Source organism: Thalassospira sp. CA1 (assembly GCF_059052855.1).
Map to the genome: position 1 here is coordinate 168,022 of NZ_JBZCIA010000004.1, position 18,693 is coordinate 186,714.

Sequence of the window (18,693 nt, forward strand, 5' to 3'; positions counted from 1 at the left end):
AATAATATTAATTAATAATATGGAGTCAAGTGACCTCAGGATAGAATGCCGATATAAATTCAACCGCAAGAATGATTACTAATTATGCTGCAGGCGCGGCAGACGGCTTGTCTTGATCGTCTTGAATAAGGTATTACCAATATCGGCTTGGTGGTTCAGACGTGCGCCAACCTGTTCAATTCTAAGGGCGAAAACGCTGTCTATCGGTCGTTTTTGCACCATCTGACGCAATCACTGCACAATATCGGTTGGCGAAAAGACCAGAGGCAAAACGAGTTCAATGTCGCAAAAGAAACATTACGGTGGCAAAAATCGCCCGACGATGATGGATGTTGCCTCGATGGCGGGCGTATCGCAGGCAACAGTCTCACTGGTCCTGAACGGGAGCCCGGCCAAACTGACTGAATCTACACGTCAGCGCGTGATCGATTCTGCGAACAAACTTGGCTATCAGCTTGTTCGACGTGAAAACCAGGTTGCGCCAAGCAACAAGTCACGGTCAGTCATTATCTTTATCGCAGATGAAATCAGCACCGATCCCTGGATGGCGCTGGCCTTTGAAGGGGCGCACAACAAGGCCCTGGAATACGGGATCAATGTTTGCCTCGCGGTCAGCCACGGCAATGCGAACATCGAAGCCAGCATCGTCAATCAACTGGCAGACTCGAACGTCATCGGGATCATTTACGGTACAATTCTTACCCGACTGGTGGAACTGCCACCGGTCCTGTCAAAGAAGCCCACTGTGCTTGTCAATTGCTACGACAGCACCCGTACACTTCCGTCTGTTTTGCCAGGTGACCTGCTGGGGGGACGGGCGGCAACTGAACGTCTGATACAAGCGGGTCGCAAGCGTATTGCGATCATTAACGGGCAAAAAGGTGTCGATGCCTCGCGCGACCGCCTCAAGGGATACCGGCAGGCACTTTCAAGCAACGATATACCGTTTGATCCAGCGCTTGTGCGTCCAGGCAACTGGGAGCCCTCAACCGGTTATTCGATGACCCATGAGCTCATGGCACTCGACAATCCACCAGACGCGATTTTCTGTGGCAATGATTTGATGGCGCTTGGTTGTTTTGACGCCCTGCGCGAACTGGGGAAAAGTATACCGGACGATGTGGCTGTAATCGGCTTTGACGACCGCGAAATCGCCCAACACACGCACCCTGCCCTCACGACGCTCATTCTGCCACACTACGAAATGGGTGAAATCGGTGCCGAACTACTGATCGACAGCGTTGGCGGCCTTTTGGCGACACCAAACCAGATCAAGGTCGAATGCCTTATGGTAGAACGCGATTCTGTCGAGAAATCCGAAGAAAGTGCTTGAATACCCCGAATTATGACAAACCATTGGCGGCACCGACGCATATATGCGTCGGTCTCAGGCGGCATAAATTTTTCGGGTGTCAGGTGCCACAAAAGGTGACATTCGACTTCTTGAAAAATCAGTTGGTTAGCATTTTCGATTGCCAGATAAGTTGTCATCGATTGTCACAAAAGATGACAAAAACCTGCAGAATTGACAGAAAAGCTGACAATTTCAAACATATGGTCCGTCATACCCTCTAAATTGAGCGAAATGACAAACTGCCGTTGTGCCTCATGGCATTTAGAGTAGGGAACGTTTTTTGCAGTTCGGCTCTATACTGCATAGATAAATTCTTATTCGTTTTGAGATTTGGTTCTGCGCGTTAGTCAGAGCTCTGCTCTCAATTTTCAGCCCTCCCTCGAAGACACGGGTTTTGTTCGAGATGCTCAATCAGCATTTCGGTAAGCACTTGGATTTTTCTTACAGGGTGCTGGCCGGGTGGTCGGACAACATACGCCGCGGCAGGCGGCGGAGGATACCCAGTCATAACTGTAATGAGGGCGCCCGACCTCAAATATTCACAGATCAAGCTGTCGGGAAGGTAGGCAAGACCAAGCCCGGCTGTTGCCGCAGCGGTAAGAGCGATGCCGTTGTCGGATTTAAAGCGCCCCTGTGGTTGGACCGTGACGACCCTGTCACAATCCATAAATTTCCAGGACTCTGTTCCCTGCATTAGAGCCTGGTGCGCCATGACTTCCTTGGGCGTTTCTGGCGCTCCATGTGTCTCGATATAAGACGGGCTTGCGACAAGTTTCAAATAGACGGGCCCAATGCGTTTAGCGAGCAAATTGGAATTTTCAAGGTAGCCGACCCGGATCGCGCAATCAAAACCTTCGGCGATAAGGTCAACAATGCGGTCGCTATAGCAAGCATGTAGCTGAAGCTGGGGATAGCGTTGCGCCATCTTCGCAAGAACGGGGGCGAAGTGTGTTGGTCCCAATGAGAGCGGCATGGCAATTCTCAGGCGCCCCCGAAGATCCCCCGTGGGCATGATCGTATCCCTCGCAATTTCGATTTCGGCACTCACCTTTGCGGCGTGCTCACGAAATGCAACCCCGGATTCAGTGAGGGCAGCACCACGTGTTGTTCGAGCAAGAAGCTGAACACCAAGCGCCGCTTCAAGCCTAAAGAGCCTGCGACTGACAATTGATTTGGATACACCTAGCCGTCTTGCAGCGGGAGAAACTCCGCCCGCATCGGCAACCACGACGAATGTTTCTAAGTCTTCTATATTCAACTTGGCATTCTCTATTTCACGACACAGCAGCACGACACGGTATGTTGAGTTACTCCGCGCGAAACTGAGCGTATCCATCTCATAGATGTACAGCGGTTACTGGTTGTGATCTCAGAAAAAGACATTTCGAAATGAGTGCTAAAGCAACCCCGGACCGACTTGGCTGTCTTTGAGGTATTTCCGCGACGCCGCTCAATCCGGCATGGGGATGTACTCATCACGATCATTGATAGGCAGATCAAAACGTCCATTGCCCCAGTTTGCGGCGCGCCATTCGACCTTGGCTTCTTCGATACGCTCTTTTGACGAGGCAACGAAGTTCCACCAAATGTACCGTGGACCCTCAAGGGTGGCGCCGCCGAGGATCATGATACGAGCACCTTTCTCACCAGCCGATACGGTGATTTTGTCTCCGGGGCGGAAAACCATCATTTGAGATGATTGATACTCCTGTCCGGCGATCAATATTGAGCCTTCGACGATGTAGATGCCTCTGTCCTCGTGATTGTCGGGTAAAGGCAATCGACCTCCTGCTTCGATCATCACATCGGCGTAAAAGGTCTCGGAGAGCATTGTCGCAGGTGCAACCTTGCCATAGGCGTTGCCGAGAATAAGTCGAAGCTTGACGCCGGAATCCTCGATTATTGGCAGCGTCTCTTGATTATGGTGTTCGAATGTCGGGGCCATATCCTCATACTGATCGGGTAGTGCGAGCCAAGTTTGTATTCCGAACAAACTGTTGGGCCCGGACCGGGCTTGCGCTGACGTCCGCTCTGAGTGGGATACACCGCGCCCGGCAACCATCCAGTTCAACTCGCCGGGACGAATGATCTGGTCTGCCCCTGTACTATCCCGATGATGAAAATCACCGCGGAAAAGGTACGTGACTGTGCCAAGACCGATATGCGGGTGTGGTCTTACATCAACACCTCGGCCGGTCAGAAATTCTGCCGGTCCAGCTTGATCAAAGAAGATGAAGGGGCCGACCATCTGCCGCTTTGGTGCAGGCAAGGCGCGACGAACCTCAAAATCGCCAAGGTCTCTTGCACGCGGGACAATAAGTGTCTCAATCGCGTCAGTATCTACATCATCGGGGCAGCCCGGTTGCAATGCGGGGTTCCAACTCATACGCGCACTCCTTACTTGTCCTTAGCGCCCTTGCAGGCCGAGCAGGCAAAATTGCACTACCGATCAGAAGGATACTCCACACACTGGCGGATGTTTTTTCGCTGCGCTAGTCACGCTATGCGCTTAACTGTGTCGCACGAAGTGGAATGTCTGCTCGGAATAATACTGACCGAGGTGACCGAGTTGGCGCTTGCTAGCTTGGCAGGGCTATGCTTCCCATAGATGGGGATTGGCCTGAACATGCTCAATCAGCATTTCGGTTAGTATGCGCACCTTGCGGTCCGGGTAACTTCCCGGTGGTCGCACCACAAAGCCCCCTCCGGACTTTGGGGGATATTGTGGCATCACCGGAACAAGGGCTCCGGAAACCAAGTATTCGTGGGTAAGGCAATTGGGAAGACATCCAATGCCAAGACCTTCTGCCGCAGCGGCGGTCAGTGCTATGCCATTGTCCGACTTGAAACGCCCTTGCGGCTGCACCGTGACGATATTGTCACCGTCCATCAAATGCCATGTCTCGGTACCCTGTAAAACGGCTTGGTGAAGTACAATATCTTCGGGCGTTTCAGGTGCACCATACATCTCGATGTACGAGGGGCTAGCAACGAGCTTGCCATGAATGGGCGCAAACCGCTTTGCAATCAGGTTGGAGTCAGGAAGGTGACCCAGCCGGATCGCGCAATCGAACCCCTCGGCAATAAGGTCTACGAAACGATCACTATAGCAGGCATTGATTTGAAGCTGGGGATGGCGTTGCGCCATTTTTGCAAGAACAGGGGAAAAGTGGGTCGGACCAAATGAAAGCGGCATGGCGATACGAAGCCGTCCGCAAAGCTCACCGGTTGGCAGCAGTGTGTCTTTCGCCAACTCTAATTCATCTCGAATCCGCGCAGCATGTTCACGAAACGTCACTCCGGCCTCGGTAAGTGCCGCACCTCGGGTCGTGCGCGCCAGAAGCTGGACACCAAGCGCAGATTCCAGACGTGAAAGTCGCCGACTGACGATTGATTTGGAGAGACCCAGTCGACGCGCGGCAGGAGAAATCCCCCCGGAGTCAGCAACTTCTACGAATGTTTCTAATTCTTCTATGTCCAATTTCGCGTTCCCTGTGCTGCGACACAGCATATCATATACGGGCACTAGTGTCTTATCCAGAGACCTGCGACTGTCATTTCACGGGGCGCAAAATACAATAATTCGAGCAATCAAGCCCTGATTCGAATAACGAAAGGGACAGTCTATGCGCATTCGTAATGGCCTTGACTCGCTACTTCGCCCGGAAGACTCGGTACTTGTGCTGATCGACCACCAACCTTACCAGCTGGCAAACCTCAATAGCCACGATCCGCATATGGTGGTTAACAACACAGTCGGACTGGCAAAAGTTGCAAAGGCGTTTGGCGTACCGACGATCTTAACAACTGTAATCGCACGTCAGGGCGGTAACATTTTTCCCCAAATTACCGAAGTATTCCCGGGACAGGAAATCATCGACCGTACTTTGATCAACACTTGGCAAGATCCCAATGTGGTGGATCTCGTCAGGGAAACGGGCCGCAAGCAACTTGTTATAGCGGGTCTGTGGACCGAAGTCTGTGTTGCCATGCCAACCATTCAAGCCCTTGGCGAAGGGTGGGATGTCACGGTCATAACCGATGCATCCGGCGGAGTTTCAGTCGAGGCACATGAAGTCGCTATCCAGCGGATGATCGCAGCCGGCGCGAATATGATGACGTGGCTGGCACTGGCCTCCGAATGGCAACGCGACTGGGCACGGGAAGAACATATTTCCGAGCTTTCTGAAATACTTAAGCAACATGCCGGTGCAAGTGGTGTTGTATTCCAGTGGGAACAGCAACTGCTTAACACACCCATCCCCAACCAGGGATAGTCAATAGATCCGTCAGGCTAATAATGAACACCTGACATTTTGTCACGGCTCTTTATCACGTCTTCAGATTCAGACAACTAGATGTCCCCTACCTAGTAAAATCGGCGGGGACACCATTCGGCTACTTCAACACTCTACTGTTTCGCTGAACAAGTTATTGCCGAGAGTGCGCGATGGAACTATCATCATATTTTGCTTTTATCCTGATCTGCGCAGCTCAAAGCGCAACACCCGGTCCATCTACATTGTTTCTTGTAAACAATGCACTTGCCTTTGGTTGGCGTCGTGCCTTGGGTGCGCTGAGCGGTGATCTTGTTGCAATTGCGCTGTTGGCGACACTTTCGGTGGTCGGCTTGGGTGCTTTGCTCGAAGCGTATCCATTGATTTTTCTGACCCTGCGGTTGCTCGGTGCGCTCTATGTCTTGTGGCTGGGATGGACGTATCTCAAACCAATTGACCAACCGCAAGAGCTTCAGGGAACGGCTGAAATTCCACACGGACGCGACGGTTTAGCACTCTGGTTTCACTCATTCGGCGTCGGGATCAGCAATCCAAAGGCCGTTCTGTTTTTTGCGGCATTGTTCCCGCAGTTTATTCCCGCCGAGAGCGGCCCAGCTGTTCTGGCACTTCTGGTTCTGACGTTTGTCGTTGCAAAGCTTGTTGTTCTGGGCGGTTACGCAATTGGTGCGCGGCACGTCGTAAGGATGTTTCGAAAACCGGAACATGCCCGGCGTGGGCGTGCGTTGACCGGCGTAATCTTTGTCGTTTTTGGCGTGCTGATGATCGTGTCTGCGATCCCAATTTCCTAGCCCCCGACCCTTCGCCCTGCGCCTGTTGCATGCAGGCAATGTCGCTTTATCAAACAGGAGACCTAAAATGGAAAAGCTTGAACTTCTTACCCCGCATAACTCTCAGATCATCTTCATCGATCACCAGCCGCAGATGGCATTCGGTGTTCAGTCCATCGACCGACAGGTCCTTAAAAACAACACCGTTGGCCTGGCCAAGGCGGCCAAGATCTTCAACATTCCGACCACGATCACGACTGTCGAGACTGAGAGTTTCTCGGGCCATACCTATCCGGAACTTCTGGCCGTCTTCCCCGAAGTACCGCTTCTTGAACGAACCTCGATGAATTCCTGGGATGACCAGAAAGTGCGTGATGCACTCGCTGCAAACGGTCGTAAGAAAGTGATCGTTTCCGGTCTTTGGACCGAGGTCTGCAACAACTCCTTTGCCTTCTCTGCCATGCTGGGTGGCGACTACGAGATTTACATGGTTGCGGATGCATCAGGTGGCACGTCGGTCGATGCGCATAACTACGCTATGGACCGCATGGTTCAGGCTGGTGTGGTGCCGGTAACCTGGCAGCAGGTTCTGCTCGAATGGCAGCGCGATTGGGCACACCGTGAAACCTATGATGATGTCATGGCGTTGGTGAAAGAACATTCCGGTGCTTATGGCATGGGTGTCGATTACGCCTACACTATGGTTCACAAGGCGCCGGAACGCGTCGAACATGGTCCTCGGATTGCGCCGAAAGCAGCTTCCTGATCGATAAAGGAAACGCGGCAGATACAAAATATCTGCCGCGTTTTTTCGTTCCGAAGCCCTCTGTCACGCCAAACTCTCAGTGCCGTTTCCAAGTCAAGTACCTCACTGAACGGGCGTACATGAGCGGCAGGTGCGGAGCTTGGTGTTGAAAGGTCACACGCATGAAACGCCGGACATTTCTTCAAGGTGCTGCTGCAAGCACAGCACTCAGTGCGCTGCCAATCAGATCAACTGGGAGTACCGAGATGAGCAAGACAGCCGAAACAATCATCCACAACGCCCGTATCACGACGCTTGATCCCAAAAAACCCGAAGTCGACGCCATTGCGATTGCCGGCGGCAAAGTACTGGCAATCGGCGCCGAAGCCGATATGCGCAAGCTTGCCGATGGCAAAACCAAAATGATCAATGGTGGCGGTCGTCGCATCATTCCGGGACTCAATGACAGCCATACCCACCTTATTCGCGGCGGGTTGAACTACAACATGGAACTGCGATGGGAGAACGTGCCCTCTGTGGCCGATGCCCTTCGCATGCTTAAGGCCCAAGCGGCCGTTACACCTGCACCGCAATGGGTGCGTGTCGTTGGAGGCTGGTCGGAATTCCAATTTGCTGAACGTCGTTTGCCGACGCTTGATGAAATCAATGCTGCCGCCCCCGAAACCCCGGTCTTTATCCTGCATCTTTATGGGCAGGCCCTGCTTAATCAGGCCGCCATCAACGTTCTTGGTTTTGATAAGAACACGCCAAACCCGCCCGGTGGCGTGATTGAAAAGGATGCCAAGGGCAATCCGACCGGACTCCTGGTCGCCAAACCATCTGCCCTGATCCTTTACTCCACGCTGGCCAAGGGACCGAAGCTGCCGATCGAAGATCAGATCAATTCCACCCGCCACTACTTGCGTGAGATGAACCGGCTTGGCATCACCAGTGTGATTGATGCTGGCGGCGGCGGACAAAATTATCCCGACGATTATGACGTCATTCAACGTCTGCATGACGACGGGCAAATGACGGTTCGCATCGCCTACAACCTTTTTGCCCAAACAGCGGGCAAGGAATTGAACGATTACGAACGCTGGGTCGAACTGACCGAACCGGGTGCTGGAAGCGACATGCTGCGCATGAACGGGGCGGGCGAAAACCTGACCTGGTCGGCTGCGGACTTTGAAAACTTCCTTGAACCGCGTCCGGATCTGGCACCAGTGATGGAAAGTGAACTTGAACCGATTGTCGAACTGCTGGCTGATCGTGAATGGCCGTTCCGTATTCACGCAACCTATGACGAAACCATCGACCGTTTCCTTGGCGTATTTGAACGCGTCAATGGCAAGAACCCGTTCAAAACCCGGTTCATCATCGATCACGCCGAAACCGTTTCCGAACGCAATATCGAACGGATCAAGGCACTGGGCGGCGGCATTGCCATTCAACATCGTATGGCCTTCCAGGGCGAATATTTCGTCAATCGTTACGGCAAAGACGCCGCCATGGCGACCCCGCCCATTGCCAAAATGCTTGAGCAGGGGCTGCCCGTCGGGGCGGGAACGGATGCAACGCGTGTCGCGTCTTACGATCCGTGGGTTGCCCTTTACTGGCTAACGACCGGTAAAACGGTTGGCGGCATGCCACTTTATGACAATGACAACGTTCTTGATCGTGAAACGGCCTTGATGCTCTGGACCAAGGGTTCGGCATGGTTCTCGGGCGAAGCGGACGTCAAAGGATCGCTTGCGCCGGGGCAATATGCTGATCTGGCAGTTCTGTCGGCGGATTATATGGCCGTTGCGCCCGAAGAAATCCGGCGGATCAACTCGGTCATGACCATGGTTGGCGGCAAAGTGGTTTACGGCGAAGGCAACTATCAGTCCCTTTCACCGAACCTGCCACCGGCATCGCCATCCTGGAGTCCGGTTTTGCATCAACAAAGCCCGGCCCAACGTCCTGAAGCCTCGACACATGAACGTGCATGCCACGATGGTTGTTCGCACGGTTGCGGCGTTCACGGCCACGACCATGGCATTGCATGGAACAATCCAATCCCGGTTGCAGACAGCAAATCTTTCTGGGGTGCGCTGGGTTGTTCCTGCTTCGCGGTATAGCAAAGGAGAAGAGAATGACTGTTTCCCCTTATGTCGTTTCACTTGGAATTGGGCTTGGTGTTGGTGTGATTTATGCGCTGTTGGGAACCCGATCCCCGGCCCCACCCGTCATCGCACTACTTGGACTGCTTGGTATGCTGGCTGGTGAAACTGCGGTGAACTGGGCCAAAGACAGAATGTCTGTCCAAGAAGCCGCTGCACACTGCCTACATGGCAAATCATTTGGTGTAGCAAGTGACGTCAAAGGTGCTCAAACCAAGTGTGGCCCAGCATCGCCTGAAACAAAGTCATAACCCCCCTGGTGCGCCGGTCAATTCCATTTGGAAACCGGCGCACCGAACCGGGTTTGTTTCTGCGTAACTGACAATTTCCGTTTCCTTTACCATGAGAACAATGTCATGACGCCAGCCCCCATCTCGAAGTTGTTAAACAGCGCTATATTTGAATTGGGTATCCGGGTTGCTCTGACCTGTCCGTTCTGGCTTTCTGGTTTGACAAAACTGTTCAACTGGTCGGCAGCGATAGGTGAGATGAACCATTTCGGACTTTCGCCCGCGGCACCACTTGCAGCGGGCATTATCCTTCTCCAACTGGGCGGTTCTATTGCCATCATCCTGGGGCGCCAAGTGTGGCTGGCCGCTGGCGCATTGGGAGTATTTACCGCTGTTGCGACACTCACTGCACATGCGTACTGGACTTTTCCAGAGACGGAGCGCGCCGCACAAAGCAACATATTTTTTGAGCATGTTGCGATCATTGCAGGGCTCGCACTTGCAGCAATTCTGTCCGAAAAAACATCCCAACGCATTTAATGCGCATTGCGGCATTAGGTTCTTACTGCGGGTTGTCATCTTCATCAGGAAGAGGAAAAATGAACGAAACCAAACCAGTTGACACAGGTCCATGGGCACCGTTTCGGCATCGGGCATTCGCCTTTTTGTGGGTGGCAACCGTCATATCGAATATTGGCACCTGGATGCACGATGTCGGCGCAGGCTGGCTCATGACAGAGCTGTCCCCCTCGCCGCTGGTTGTCTCGCTGGTGCAGGCGGCGACCACATTGCCCGTATTCCTGTTTGCAATCTTTGCCGGGGCGCTTGCGGACTTAATGGATCGCAGAAAATTACTGATTTCCATCAATCTGGTAATGGCCGGCTTGGCTGCAGCACTCTCTGCGATGGTTTATCTGCAACTGGTGACGCCTTCGATCCTGATCCTGTTTACATTCTTGATGGGAACCTGTGCAGCATTGATGGCACCTGCATGGCAAGCGATCGTCCCGGGGCTGGTTGACAAACCACGTTTGGGCGCTGCGATTGCGCTCAATTCCATGGGCATCAACGTCAGTCGTGCGATTGGTCCGGCATTGGCCGGTTTTCTGATTGTCAGCGCAGGTCTGGTATCTCCGTTTGCACTCAATGCACTCAGCTTTCTCGGAATTCTTGGCGTTCTGTTCTTCTGGAATCCTCAAGAGAATGTCCAGACCATGCCACGAGAACGCATGGCCGGGGCCATGCGTGCTGGTCTTCGCTATGTATTTAACAGCCCGCCGGTGATCGCCACCTTGATCCGGGCTGTTGCGTTCTTTTTGTTTGCCAGCGCCTATTGGGCGATGTTGCCACTGATTGCGCGCAACATGCTGGACGGCGGTGCGCAGCTATATGGAATTCTGCTCGCCAGTGTTGGCACAGGCGCCGTCGCCGGCGCCATTGTTCTACCCAAAATCAAGTCACGACTTGGTCCAGACAAAACCGTTATGGCCGGTACAATCGGGACAGCTCTTGTGATGTTGAGCTTCGCTTTGGTTCAGCATCCAGTCGTGGCAGTTATGGCCTCCTTCATTGCCGGGGCGTCATGGATAGCGGTTTTATCTTCGTTGAATGTATCCACTCAAACCGCTTTGCCTGACTGGGTGCGTGCGCGGGGTTTGTCGGTATTTCTGACGCTATTTTTCGGCTCGATGTCAATTGGTAGCGTGGCATGGGGCTGGCTTGCCGAACAGTTCTCGATTGAGATGGCTTTGCTGACTGCTGGGGTTGGAGCAATCATTCTGATGATCGCAACAATGCGCATCCGGCTTAATCAGGGTGCCGATCTTGATCTGAGCCCGTCAATGCACTGGCCCGAACCAATCCTGTCTGAAAGTGCCGAACAGGATCGCGGCCCTGTCATGATCAGGATTTCCTATCGGATCAACTCGAAAGATCACGAGACGTTCCAGCAGCTCATGACTGAAATGCGCAAAGCCCGCCAGCGCCATGGCGCATACCATTGGGGGCTTCATCAGGACAGCGCTGATCACGACCTGTTTGTCGAAACATGGTCGGAAGGTTCATGGATAGAACACTTACGTCATCACAAACGGGTGTCTGGCGCGGATCGCGATATTCAGGAAAAGGTTAACCGCTTGCATCTGGGCGAAACAAACCCAAAAGTTGATCATTTGATTGCAGTTAAATGATATGATCCCATTCCTTCAGAAAGCCAAAAATCAGTTAATTTCCAATTGGATTGGAAAAAATGCTGCAATCTTTGCCGCATTAACGATTACGTTTATCAGCACCTTGATCGGTGCGGCACTGGCAGATAATCCATTGGGCTCATCCGCCACTGAACGCAAGACCGTGACACTTGCCTGCAATCCGTTCCCTGCCGCGATGATCGCTGACAACAACGTCATGCCCGGATTTGATGTTGAAATCTTGCGTGCCGCATTTGCCACACGCGACATCACACTCCTTACACCGTTCTATCCTTGGAAAAGGGCTTATTTTCTTGCCAGTGCAGGTCATGTTGATGGGCTTTGTTCTTGTAGCTACCTGCCAGAAAGAGACGCAGAATTCCTATATTCTGATCCACTTGGCGACGGAGAGATCGCCATGTACAGCACCAATGAACAGGTTTTTGACATGATCGACACCGAAGACGCGTCCAAACTGACCGTTGGCGTTGTGAATGGATACAGTCTGGAGGTGTACGCGCGCAAAGCAAAGTTTGATGTCATGATTGCCAATAGCGAAAAAGCGCTGGTCAATCTTTTGAACTCAAATCGAATTGACGCAGCCTTAACGTTTCGCCCCCCTATGGACTATTACCTGCTCAATGGAGATGAGGACGGGCTCCCTGACGTAGAAAGAATAAGAACCAAGGTAATATCGACCAGTTCCCATTACTCCTGCATTTCCCGTAAAACTGAGACCCCAGAAATTCTTCTCGATCACCTAAATCAGGGCCTGAAAACGGTCCATCAAAGTGGGTTGTATGACAGCATTTTGGCGAAGTACCGGATAAGACTGGACCATTCCCCGGCCATGCAGGAATAGGGCGAAAAACTCTGATGTTTCTTGTGAAGCTATAGGACGACCTATAATCAGCTGAGCCATCCTCATGATCGGCTTGCCAGAGGCGCCTGATGTCATCAATACCCAACCGTTGGCATACGAGCGGCCCCCATCAGTAATTGGATGCGAACGTAAACCGATACAGTCCCCCCCCAGCGGTTCCGCCGACAAGCCATCTTGATGGTCTAAAGTCTCCCGCGCGTACCGAGCCCGCCGCTCGGGCTTCCGATAGACAAGTAAGCTTAATCCAGTATGACAATCATCATCATTGCGTTGTCATTTGCTAAACAGCCAACCAATCTTGGCTCTGACAATTAAACCTAATTACACCGGTTATGTCACGACACGCGCCGTTGCGTTTTTTGCGACACAGCTTTCCTTCCCGACCGACTACCGCCCCTTAAAATCAAGTGATATCAATACTCTTATAGACCTTGCGGAACTTTACGCACGACCATTTGCCTGCGTTTCGCACCTAAATCGGAACTTGATTTCGGACCATTTTGGTTCGCGTTCTCGATCTCTGAAGTGACCATCACAGACGGTTCTTAGACGGTTAGGTATCTTCTCCAGATTGCAAAAGGTCAGAAATCCTCCCGTCTACTTTTCAGCCTTTGAATTATTCCGGGAGTTATTTCATGCCAACTAACGATCCCATCTTCACGTTAAACCGACGAGATGCACTTATCTCTGCCGCAGCTCTCGCCGCAAGTTTAGCCATTCCGTCGGGCACATCGCATGCAGCGGCCGCCACGCTTCAACCTCTTCCCACAGGAGAAGACACCATGGGCTACATTACAACTGACGACGGCGTACAGATTTTCTACAAGGACTGGGGTCCCAAAGACGCCCAGCCAATAGTGTTTCACCATGGCTGGCCTCTCAGTTCAGATGACTGGGATGCCCAGATGATCTTTTTCCTGTCGAAGGGATATCGTGTTGTGGCACATGACCGTCGTGGGCACGGTCGATCCGAACAGATTTCCGAAGGCCACGATATTGACCATTATGCAGCAGATGCGTTCGCCGTCGCCAATGCACTTGATTTGCGCAACGCTGTTCACATCGGCCACTCCACAGGCGGCGGCGAAGTTGCACGGTATGTAGCACAACATGGAGAGCCCGCAGGCCGGGTGGCTAAAGCTGTTCTTGTTGCTGCCATCACACCGCTGATGTTGAAGACTGCACAAAATCCCGAAGGCACGCCATTGGAAGTTTTCGATGGATTCCGGGCCGCCTTGGCAGGCAATCGTGCTCAGTTCTTCCGCGATATTCCATCCGGTCCGTTCTTTGGTTTCAATCGCGAAGGCATGACTGCAAGCGAAGGCGTGATCCAAAACTGGTGGCGCCAAGGCATGATGGGCAGCGCCAAGGCACATTATGATGGTATCAAAGCATTTTCGGAAACAGACCTGACTGACGACCTCAAAGCGATTAACGTGCCAACTTTGGTGCTACATGGTGAGGACGATCAGATTGTTCCGATTGCTGCCTCCGCTTTGAAAGCCGTTAAGTTGCTACCGAACGGATCCTTGAAAACTTACCCAGGATTTTCGCACGGAATGTTGACCGTAAATGCGGATGTACTCAACGCCGATCTTTTGAAGTTCGTTGCCAACTGATGTGACAAACGAATTTGCTGACAGGAAACGGGTGGCTGTTAGAAAATCCAACAGCCACCCGATTGTTTTATGCCCACAACTCACCGGAGCCACTATTCCTCAAGTCATCTCCGTTGTTTGAGATAAAAGCTTCGCCTTCGACATGATAGACTTTTGGCTCTTCCGAGAAATACTGCTCCAGGCCCGTCATGAACGTCTGATGGTCCTCACTTTCCTCAAAGCCCGGCGTGTGGTCTTCGAGTGAGCGCCACCGCACAATCAGGTGGAACAGTTCGGGTGTTTCGATCCCTTCCGCCAGCAAGTGACCACGGTACCCCTGCGCACGTGCAAGCAACGGAACAACTTCGGCGAATGCCTGCCGGAAAGATTCAGTTTGCTCCTTGTGTACGGGCAATTGGGCGATCTCATAAATCATGGCTGCACCTTTCAACGTATGCTCAGAGGTCAGGAATCCTGACTTGCGCGATGAGCTGACGGATCCACTGCAATCGCGATCTTTCCACGGACACCGTTATTGCGGGTTTCAAGCCGCGCATGGGCGAGTGAAATGTCTTCAAGCGAATAGACCGCGCCAACGTGTGGTCGAAGCTGACCGCGCTCAACCAACGTGCTAAGCTCATCAAGCTTTCCGCGGTTTTGACGTGTGAAAACGAAGTGAAAACTTGCGTTCTTTCCCCATGCTTCGATGAGGTTCTGTGGCTGTGCGATGTCCACGATCGAGACAACGCGGCCAAGTTGCGCCAGAACGTCCGGACTGCGGGACAATGTGTCGCCACCAAGGGTATCAAATACGACGTCGACGCCCTGGCCATCCGTTTCACGCAAAATGGCGTTGGCATAGTCTTCTTTGGTGTAGTCGATAACCACATCCGCGCCGATGCTGCGTGCGAATTCGAAGTTCTCTTCGCGTACCGTCGTGAAGACCTTGGCACCGATGGCTTTCGCGATTTGGATTGCGACGTGACCGACGCCACCAGCACCGCCATGAACCAAGATGCTTTCGCCCACTCTTAAGGCGACACGCCCGATCAGGGCTTCCCATGCCGTACCGCCAACCAGGCTCAGGCTTGCAGCCTCGAGATGGTTGAGCGAGCTGGGTTTCCTGCCGATGATGTTTTCGGACGCAACGTGGTATTCGGCGTAGCTGCCGTCGCCGTCAAATATTTGCGGTGTGTACCAGACTTCATCACCCGGAACGAAGCTGGTCACGCCCGGTCCGACGCTTTCGACAACACCGGATACGTCATGACCGGTAATGGCAGGCAAGGGAACCAAGTCGCTATAATCGCCGCGCCGAACCTGATAATCCAGCGGATTGATGGAAGTTGCATGGACACGGACAAGGACTTGTCCAGCCTGCGGGACTGGTTTGGCGACATCCTGAAGTTCGAATGCTTCCGGACCGCCAAAGGATTTGAGTATTTGGGCTTTCATTTTGGTACCTCATTTCGGTAAAAAGGGATATCGAGAATTCTCGATATATAAAAGGAAAAAATTACAGTTCTTTTCCTATGGTCTCGGCAAGAGCGCGGATAGCTGCTTCGTTCCGCTTGTAGTAAGTCCACTGCCCGACGCGCCTGACCTCGACCAGCCCCACCCGTTGCAGGGTTGCAAGGTAATCTGACACTGTCGATTGCGACAGACCAACACCTTCCTGAATACTGCTAACGCAAACTCCAACCGTATCAACGTCACCTTCATCCTGCGGAGGGAAGTTCTTCGCAGGCTCTTTCAAGCCTTTGAGGATCTCAAGGCGTGTACGGTTCGAGAGGGCTTTGAATATATCGATCATTTCCATGACACGAAGATATCGGAATTTACCGATATGTCAATATGCGATGTAATCAGAACAGATATGCGTTGATGCAGGCCTCGGATCAGCGCATCGGCAAAGTGGAAACATTGCTGCATAACCCGAAGTTACAACAATTCGGGTAGCTGCCGGATCAGACTGTTTTTTGCGGGAATATATAGAGCGATGGAGCAGTGAGTACGTTCTGTAATCACTGCTGTCAGGTGCCACAAAAGGTGACATCCGACCTCTTGCGAAATCAATGCCTTAGCATTTCCGATTGTCAGATAAGTTGTCATCGATTGTCACAAAAGCTGACAAAAAGCTGCAGAATTGACAGAAAAGCTGACATTTTTCTGATTGGCTTGAATACTGCTCCAACGGAGGGGTGTAAGCACTATGGGCTAAAAGCTACCGCAAATTGTCCGTCCATCATCACACATATATAACGGCAATTATCTTGTCGAAACGAGCTCCCTAAAGCTTTTCGACCAAGATCGAGCCAAAATCACTGCAAGACAGTGTCCCGCCAAGGTCAGTTGTTCGCGTGTTCGGATTTTTGAGCATTTCAGCAATTACCAGATCGAGACGGTTGGCAGTCTGCTGCAAATCGTTGCGTCCGGTTTTTGCTCCCTTCCACTCCAGAAGCAATGCGGTCGACAGCAAAAGCGATACGGGGTTGGCGATATTCTTGCCCGCAATATCCGGCGCGGAACCATGCGACGCCTGCGCAATCGCATTTTCATCGCCAACATTAAGCGATCCCGAAAGGCCAAGCCCGCCTGCAAGCTCGGCCGCCTCGTTTGAAAGGATATCGCCGAACATATTGGTGGTGACAATTACATCAAACGCTTCAGGGGTTCTGACCAGAAGTGACGCCATGGCATCAACATGTTCTTCACGAACCTCAAGCCCGCCTTGCTTTGCGGCTGCTTTTTCTGCTTCGGACAGGAAAAGACCGTCGCTTAACTTCAAAACGTTGGCTTTATGCACGATGGTCAAGTGCCCCCGGCGTTTTGCGGCCAGTCGCGCCGCATAGGCGGCAACACGGTAACTGCCCTGACGTGTTACCTTGCGCGTGGCAAGCGCAAGATCAGGCGTCGGCATCGCCTCGCCAGTTCCGGCATACATTGTGCGATCTGCATAAAAACCTTCTGTGTTTTCACGCACAATCACCAAGTCCATGTTCGCAACAGCCGAAGGAAGGCCCTCAAACACCTTTGAAGGCCTTACATTGGCATACAAATCCAGATTGATGCGCAGTGCCGCCGATGGGTTAATCCCGCCCTGATCCGCCGGTGGGTAATGCGCAGTATCAACCGGTCCAAGAATAGCCAAATCGGCTTTCCGCACACGTTCGATCAGTTCTGGCGTAATGGTGGCGCCATGCTTTTCAAGCGACGTAAATCCGACGTCTTCATTGCTAAATTTTAGTCCCAGGGAAAACGAACGGTCCAATGCCTCCAGCACTTTGCGCGTAACAGACATAATTTCCGGCCCGATCCCATCGCCCGGCATCAAGACAACATCCATCAACCCGCAACCTCCGTCAGAATATTTTCAGGAACAAGGACCCTGCCTTCAAACAACCGGCGCGCTGTGCGGATCACACCACCCGATATCACTGAAAGATTTGGACCCGATCCTTCGATGGTCAGTTCCACGGCAATCACGCCACTTGGATGTTCGATCTGGATCCATTGCTGCGGCTGAGCCTTAAGCTCAATCATACCATCAACGATGCTTCCCGAAAGTGACGCGCAACTGGCAACACATATCGCCCCGGTCACCGCATGGGTTGCATGGCAATTATGCGGCACAAAGTAACGTGATGTAATGTCACCGCCTTTTGTCGGCTCAGATAAAATCGCCATTTTCGGGACGACCTTACCAGTACAGTCGCCCAGTCCCATCAATTCCGATGCCTTGCGACGCACGGCTTCCATCCGGGCAATCAGTTCCGCATTGCCGTCAAGCTGTGCCTTGGTTTCGTTCCCCGTAATCCCAAGATCACGGGCCCGAAACATCACCATCGGCACCGCCACATCTATACAGGTCACTTCAAGCCCGTCGATATAGTTGATCGGCTTGCCGGTTGGCAAAAGCCGTCCGGTTTTGCTGCCCATGATATCCTTGAACCGCAATATCAAGGGCGACGCAGTACCAGGTACGCCATCAATCGCAGCATCACCGCTATAGGTCACCTTACCGCCCGGCGTGGCAACCAGTACGTCCACCAATGCACCGACATTTTGGTTGTAAATCCGCACCAAGGTTTGATCACCCGTCACCGGCACCAAACCGGCCTCGATCGCGAATGGTGCAACCGCGGCGGTCATGTTTCCGCAATTCGGATTGACATCAACCTCGGCCTTGTCAATGGCGACCTGTGCGAACAGGAACTCGACATCGGCGTCCGGTCGGCTGGATGGCGCAACAATGCACGATTTGCTGGTTAACGTATCGGCACCGCCAATACCGTCAATCTGACGTTTGTCGGGCGACCCCATTGCCGCAAGCAAAAGGCGATCGCGCATTGCGACATCTTCGGGCAAATCACTGGCCAAAAAGATCGGCCCCTTGGAAGTGCCGCCACGCATAATCACACAGGGAACGGCATGTTGGTCATTCACAATAACGGTATTTTTCAT

The 18,693-nt window shown here is 52.6% G+C and carries 18 protein-coding genes; 10 read left to right on the top strand and 8 right to left on the bottom strand.

The genetic code is table 11. The annotated features are described in order from the left end of the window. The first annotated feature begins 280 nt into the window (after positions 1 to 280). A complete protein-coding gene (locus tag AC5Q5A_RS09395) occupies positions 281 to 1,333 on the top strand; it encodes a LacI family DNA-binding transcriptional regulator (RefSeq protein WP_493895081.1) in 1,053 nt (350 codons plus the stop codon). Positions 1,334 to 1,715: 382 nt separating this feature from the next. On the opposite strand, the gene AC5Q5A_RS09400 is transcribed toward AC5Q5A_RS09395, so the two are convergent. The 3 genes from AC5Q5A_RS09400 to AC5Q5A_RS09410 form a co-directional block, all read right to left on the bottom strand. After that, on the bottom strand, positions 1,716 to 2,690 hold the full coding sequence (locus tag AC5Q5A_RS09400) for a LysR family transcriptional regulator (RefSeq protein WP_493895082.1): 975 nt from the start codon (positions 2,688 to 2,690) through the stop codon (positions 1,716 to 1,718). 114 nt (positions 2,691 to 2,804) lie between these two features. After that, positions 2,805 to 3,740: a pirin family protein gene (locus AC5Q5A_RS09405; protein WP_493895083.1), complete on the bottom strand. Its 936-nt coding sequence runs from the start codon at positions 3,738 to 3,740 to the stop codon at positions 2,805 to 2,807. Positions 3,741 to 3,947: 207 nt separating this feature from the next. After that, entirely contained in the window at positions 3,948 to 4,835 is an 888-nt protein-coding gene (locus AC5Q5A_RS09410; RefSeq protein ID WP_493895084.1) for a LysR family transcriptional regulator, read from the bottom strand. A gap of 145 nt (positions 4,836 to 4,980) precedes the next feature. Between AC5Q5A_RS09410 and AC5Q5A_RS09415 the strand changes: the two genes are divergently transcribed. The 9 genes from AC5Q5A_RS09415 (at position 4,981) to AC5Q5A_RS09455 (ending at position 14,250) form a co-directional block, all read left to right on the top strand. Next, a complete protein-coding gene (locus tag AC5Q5A_RS09415; RefSeq protein ID WP_493895085.1) occupies positions 4,981 to 5,631 on the top strand; it encodes a hydrolase in 651 nt (216 codons plus the stop codon). A 173-nt stretch (positions 5,632 to 5,804) separates the two neighbouring features. Next, positions 5,805 to 6,440: a LysE family translocator gene (locus AC5Q5A_RS09420; RefSeq protein ID WP_493895086.1), complete on the top strand. Its 636-nt coding sequence runs from the start codon at positions 5,805 to 5,807 to the stop codon at positions 6,438 to 6,440. 67 nt (positions 6,441 to 6,507) lie between these two features. Continuing rightward, positions 6,508 to 7,185, top strand: a complete 678-nt coding sequence (locus AC5Q5A_RS09425; RefSeq protein ID WP_493895087.1) for a hydrolase — start codon at positions 6,508 to 6,510, stop codon at positions 7,183 to 7,185. Between the two features lie 245 nt (positions 7,186 to 7,430). Further along, positions 7,431 to 9,287 carry an amidohydrolase gene (locus AC5Q5A_RS09430; RefSeq protein WP_493895088.1) on the top strand — a complete coding sequence of 619 codons (1,857 nt, stop codon included), beginning with the start codon at positions 7,431 to 7,433 and terminating at the stop codon, positions 9,285 to 9,287. A 14-nt stretch (positions 9,288 to 9,301) separates the two neighbouring features. Then, positions 9,302 to 9,580, top strand: a complete 279-nt coding sequence (locus AC5Q5A_RS09435; protein ID WP_296994763.1) for a DUF1427 family protein — start codon at positions 9,302 to 9,304, stop codon at positions 9,578 to 9,580. A gap of 105 nt (positions 9,581 to 9,685) precedes the next feature. Continuing rightward, entirely contained in the window at positions 9,686 to 10,099 is a 414-nt protein-coding gene (locus AC5Q5A_RS09440; RefSeq protein WP_493895089.1) for a DoxX family protein, read from the top strand. Between the two features lie 59 nt (positions 10,100 to 10,158). Then, a complete protein-coding gene (locus tag AC5Q5A_RS09445; protein WP_493895090.1) occupies positions 10,159 to 11,748 on the top strand; it encodes an MFS transporter in 1,590 nt (529 codons plus the stop codon). A gap of 1 nt (position 11,749) precedes the next feature. After that, positions 11,750 to 12,610 (top strand): substrate-binding periplasmic protein, encoded by an 861-nt coding sequence (locus AC5Q5A_RS09450; RefSeq protein WP_493895091.1) that lies wholly within the window; start codon positions 11,750 to 11,752, stop codon positions 12,608 to 12,610. Between the two features lie 656 nt (positions 12,611 to 13,266). Beyond that, the gene (locus tag AC5Q5A_RS09455; RefSeq protein ID WP_493895092.1) at positions 13,267 to 14,250 is read left to right on the top strand and encodes an alpha/beta fold hydrolase; all 984 of its coding nucleotides are present in this window, start codon (positions 13,267 to 13,269) and stop codon (positions 14,248 to 14,250) included. A 67-nt stretch (positions 14,251 to 14,317) separates the two neighbouring features. Here AC5Q5A_RS09455 and AC5Q5A_RS09460 read toward each other — a convergent pair whose 3' ends face one another. The 5 genes from AC5Q5A_RS09460 to AC5Q5A_RS09480 all read right to left on the bottom strand — a co-directional run bounded on the left by AC5Q5A_RS09460 (position 14,318) and on the right by AC5Q5A_RS09480 (position 18,693). Then, entirely contained in the window at positions 14,318 to 14,665 is a 348-nt protein-coding gene (locus AC5Q5A_RS09460) for an antibiotic biosynthesis monooxygenase family protein (protein ID WP_493895093.1), read from the bottom strand. Between the two features lie 29 nt (positions 14,666 to 14,694). Continuing rightward, positions 14,695 to 15,684: a zinc-dependent alcohol dehydrogenase family protein gene (locus AC5Q5A_RS09465; protein ID WP_493895094.1), complete on the bottom strand. Its 990-nt coding sequence runs from the start codon at positions 15,682 to 15,684 to the stop codon at positions 14,695 to 14,697. A gap of 61 nt (positions 15,685 to 15,745) precedes the next feature. Continuing rightward, complete coding sequence (locus AC5Q5A_RS09470; RefSeq protein ID WP_493895095.1) at positions 15,746 to 16,048, bottom strand: ArsR/SmtB family transcription factor; 303 nt, start codon at positions 16,046 to 16,048, stop codon at positions 15,746 to 15,748. A gap of 471 nt (positions 16,049 to 16,519) precedes the next feature. After that, positions 16,520 to 17,575 carry an isocitrate/isopropylmalate dehydrogenase family protein gene (locus AC5Q5A_RS09475; RefSeq protein WP_493895096.1) on the bottom strand — a complete coding sequence of 352 codons (1,056 nt, stop codon included), beginning with the start codon at positions 17,573 to 17,575 and terminating at the stop codon, positions 16,520 to 16,522. Further along, positions 17,575 to 18,693 carry a 4-oxalomesaconate tautomerase gene (locus AC5Q5A_RS09480; RefSeq protein ID WP_493895097.1) on the bottom strand — a complete coding sequence of 373 codons (1,119 nt, stop codon included), beginning with the start codon at positions 18,691 to 18,693 and terminating at the stop codon, positions 17,575 to 17,577. Before AC5Q5A_RS09480 ends, AC5Q5A_RS09475 begins: the two co-directional genes overlap by 1 nt.

Coding starts and splice junctions, on each gene's coding strand:
- AC5Q5A_RS09460 (WP_493895093.1), bottom strand. CDS start 14,665: ATGATTTATGAGATCGCCCAATTGCCCGTACACAAGGAGCAAACTGAA.
- AC5Q5A_RS09445 (WP_493895090.1), top strand. CDS start 10,159: ATGAACGAAACCAAACCAGTTGACACAGGTCCATGGGCACCGTTTCGG.
- AC5Q5A_RS09395 (WP_493895081.1), top strand. CDS start 281: ATGTCGCAAAAGAAACATTACGGTGGCAAAAATCGCCCGACGATGATG.
- AC5Q5A_RS09420 (WP_493895086.1), top strand. CDS start 5,805: ATGGAACTATCATCATATTTTGCTTTTATCCTGATCTGCGCAGCTCAA.
- AC5Q5A_RS09415 (WP_493895085.1), top strand. CDS start 4,981: ATGCGCATTCGTAATGGCCTTGACTCGCTACTTCGCCCGGAAGACTCG.
- AC5Q5A_RS09455 (WP_493895092.1), top strand. CDS start 13,267: ATGCCAACTAACGATCCCATCTTCACGTTAAACCGACGAGATGCACTT.
- AC5Q5A_RS09430 (WP_493895088.1), top strand. CDS start 7,431: ATGAGCAAGACAGCCGAAACAATCATCCACAACGCCCGTATCACGACG.
- AC5Q5A_RS09425 (WP_493895087.1), top strand. CDS start 6,508: ATGGAAAAGCTTGAACTTCTTACCCCGCATAACTCTCAGATCATCTTC.
- AC5Q5A_RS09480 (WP_493895097.1), bottom strand. CDS start 18,693: ATGAAAAATACCGTTATTGTGAATGACCAACATGCCGTTCCCTGTGTG.
- AC5Q5A_RS09400 (WP_493895082.1), bottom strand. CDS start 2,690: ATGGATACGCTCAGTTTCGCGCGGAGTAACTCAACATACCGTGTCGTG.
- AC5Q5A_RS09450 (WP_493895091.1), top strand. CDS start 11,750: ATGATCCCATTCCTTCAGAAAGCCAAAAATCAGTTAATTTCCAATTGG.
- AC5Q5A_RS09470 (WP_493895095.1), bottom strand. CDS start 16,048: ATGGAAATGATCGATATATTCAAAGCCCTCTCGAACCGTACACGCCTT.
- AC5Q5A_RS09435 (WP_296994763.1), top strand. CDS start 9,302: ATGACTGTTTCCCCTTATGTCGTTTCACTTGGAATTGGGCTTGGTGTT.
- AC5Q5A_RS09465 (WP_493895094.1), bottom strand. CDS start 15,684: ATGAAAGCCCAAATACTCAAATCCTTTGGCGGTCCGGAAGCATTCGAA.
- AC5Q5A_RS09475 (WP_493895096.1), bottom strand. CDS start 17,575: ATGGATGTTGTCTTGATGCCGGGCGATGGGATCGGGCCGGAAATTATG.
- AC5Q5A_RS09405 (WP_493895083.1), bottom strand. CDS start 3,740: ATGAGTTGGAACCCCGCATTGCAACCGGGCTGCCCCGATGATGTAGAT.
- AC5Q5A_RS09440 (WP_493895089.1), top strand. CDS start 9,686: ATGACGCCAGCCCCCATCTCGAAGTTGTTAAACAGCGCTATATTTGAA.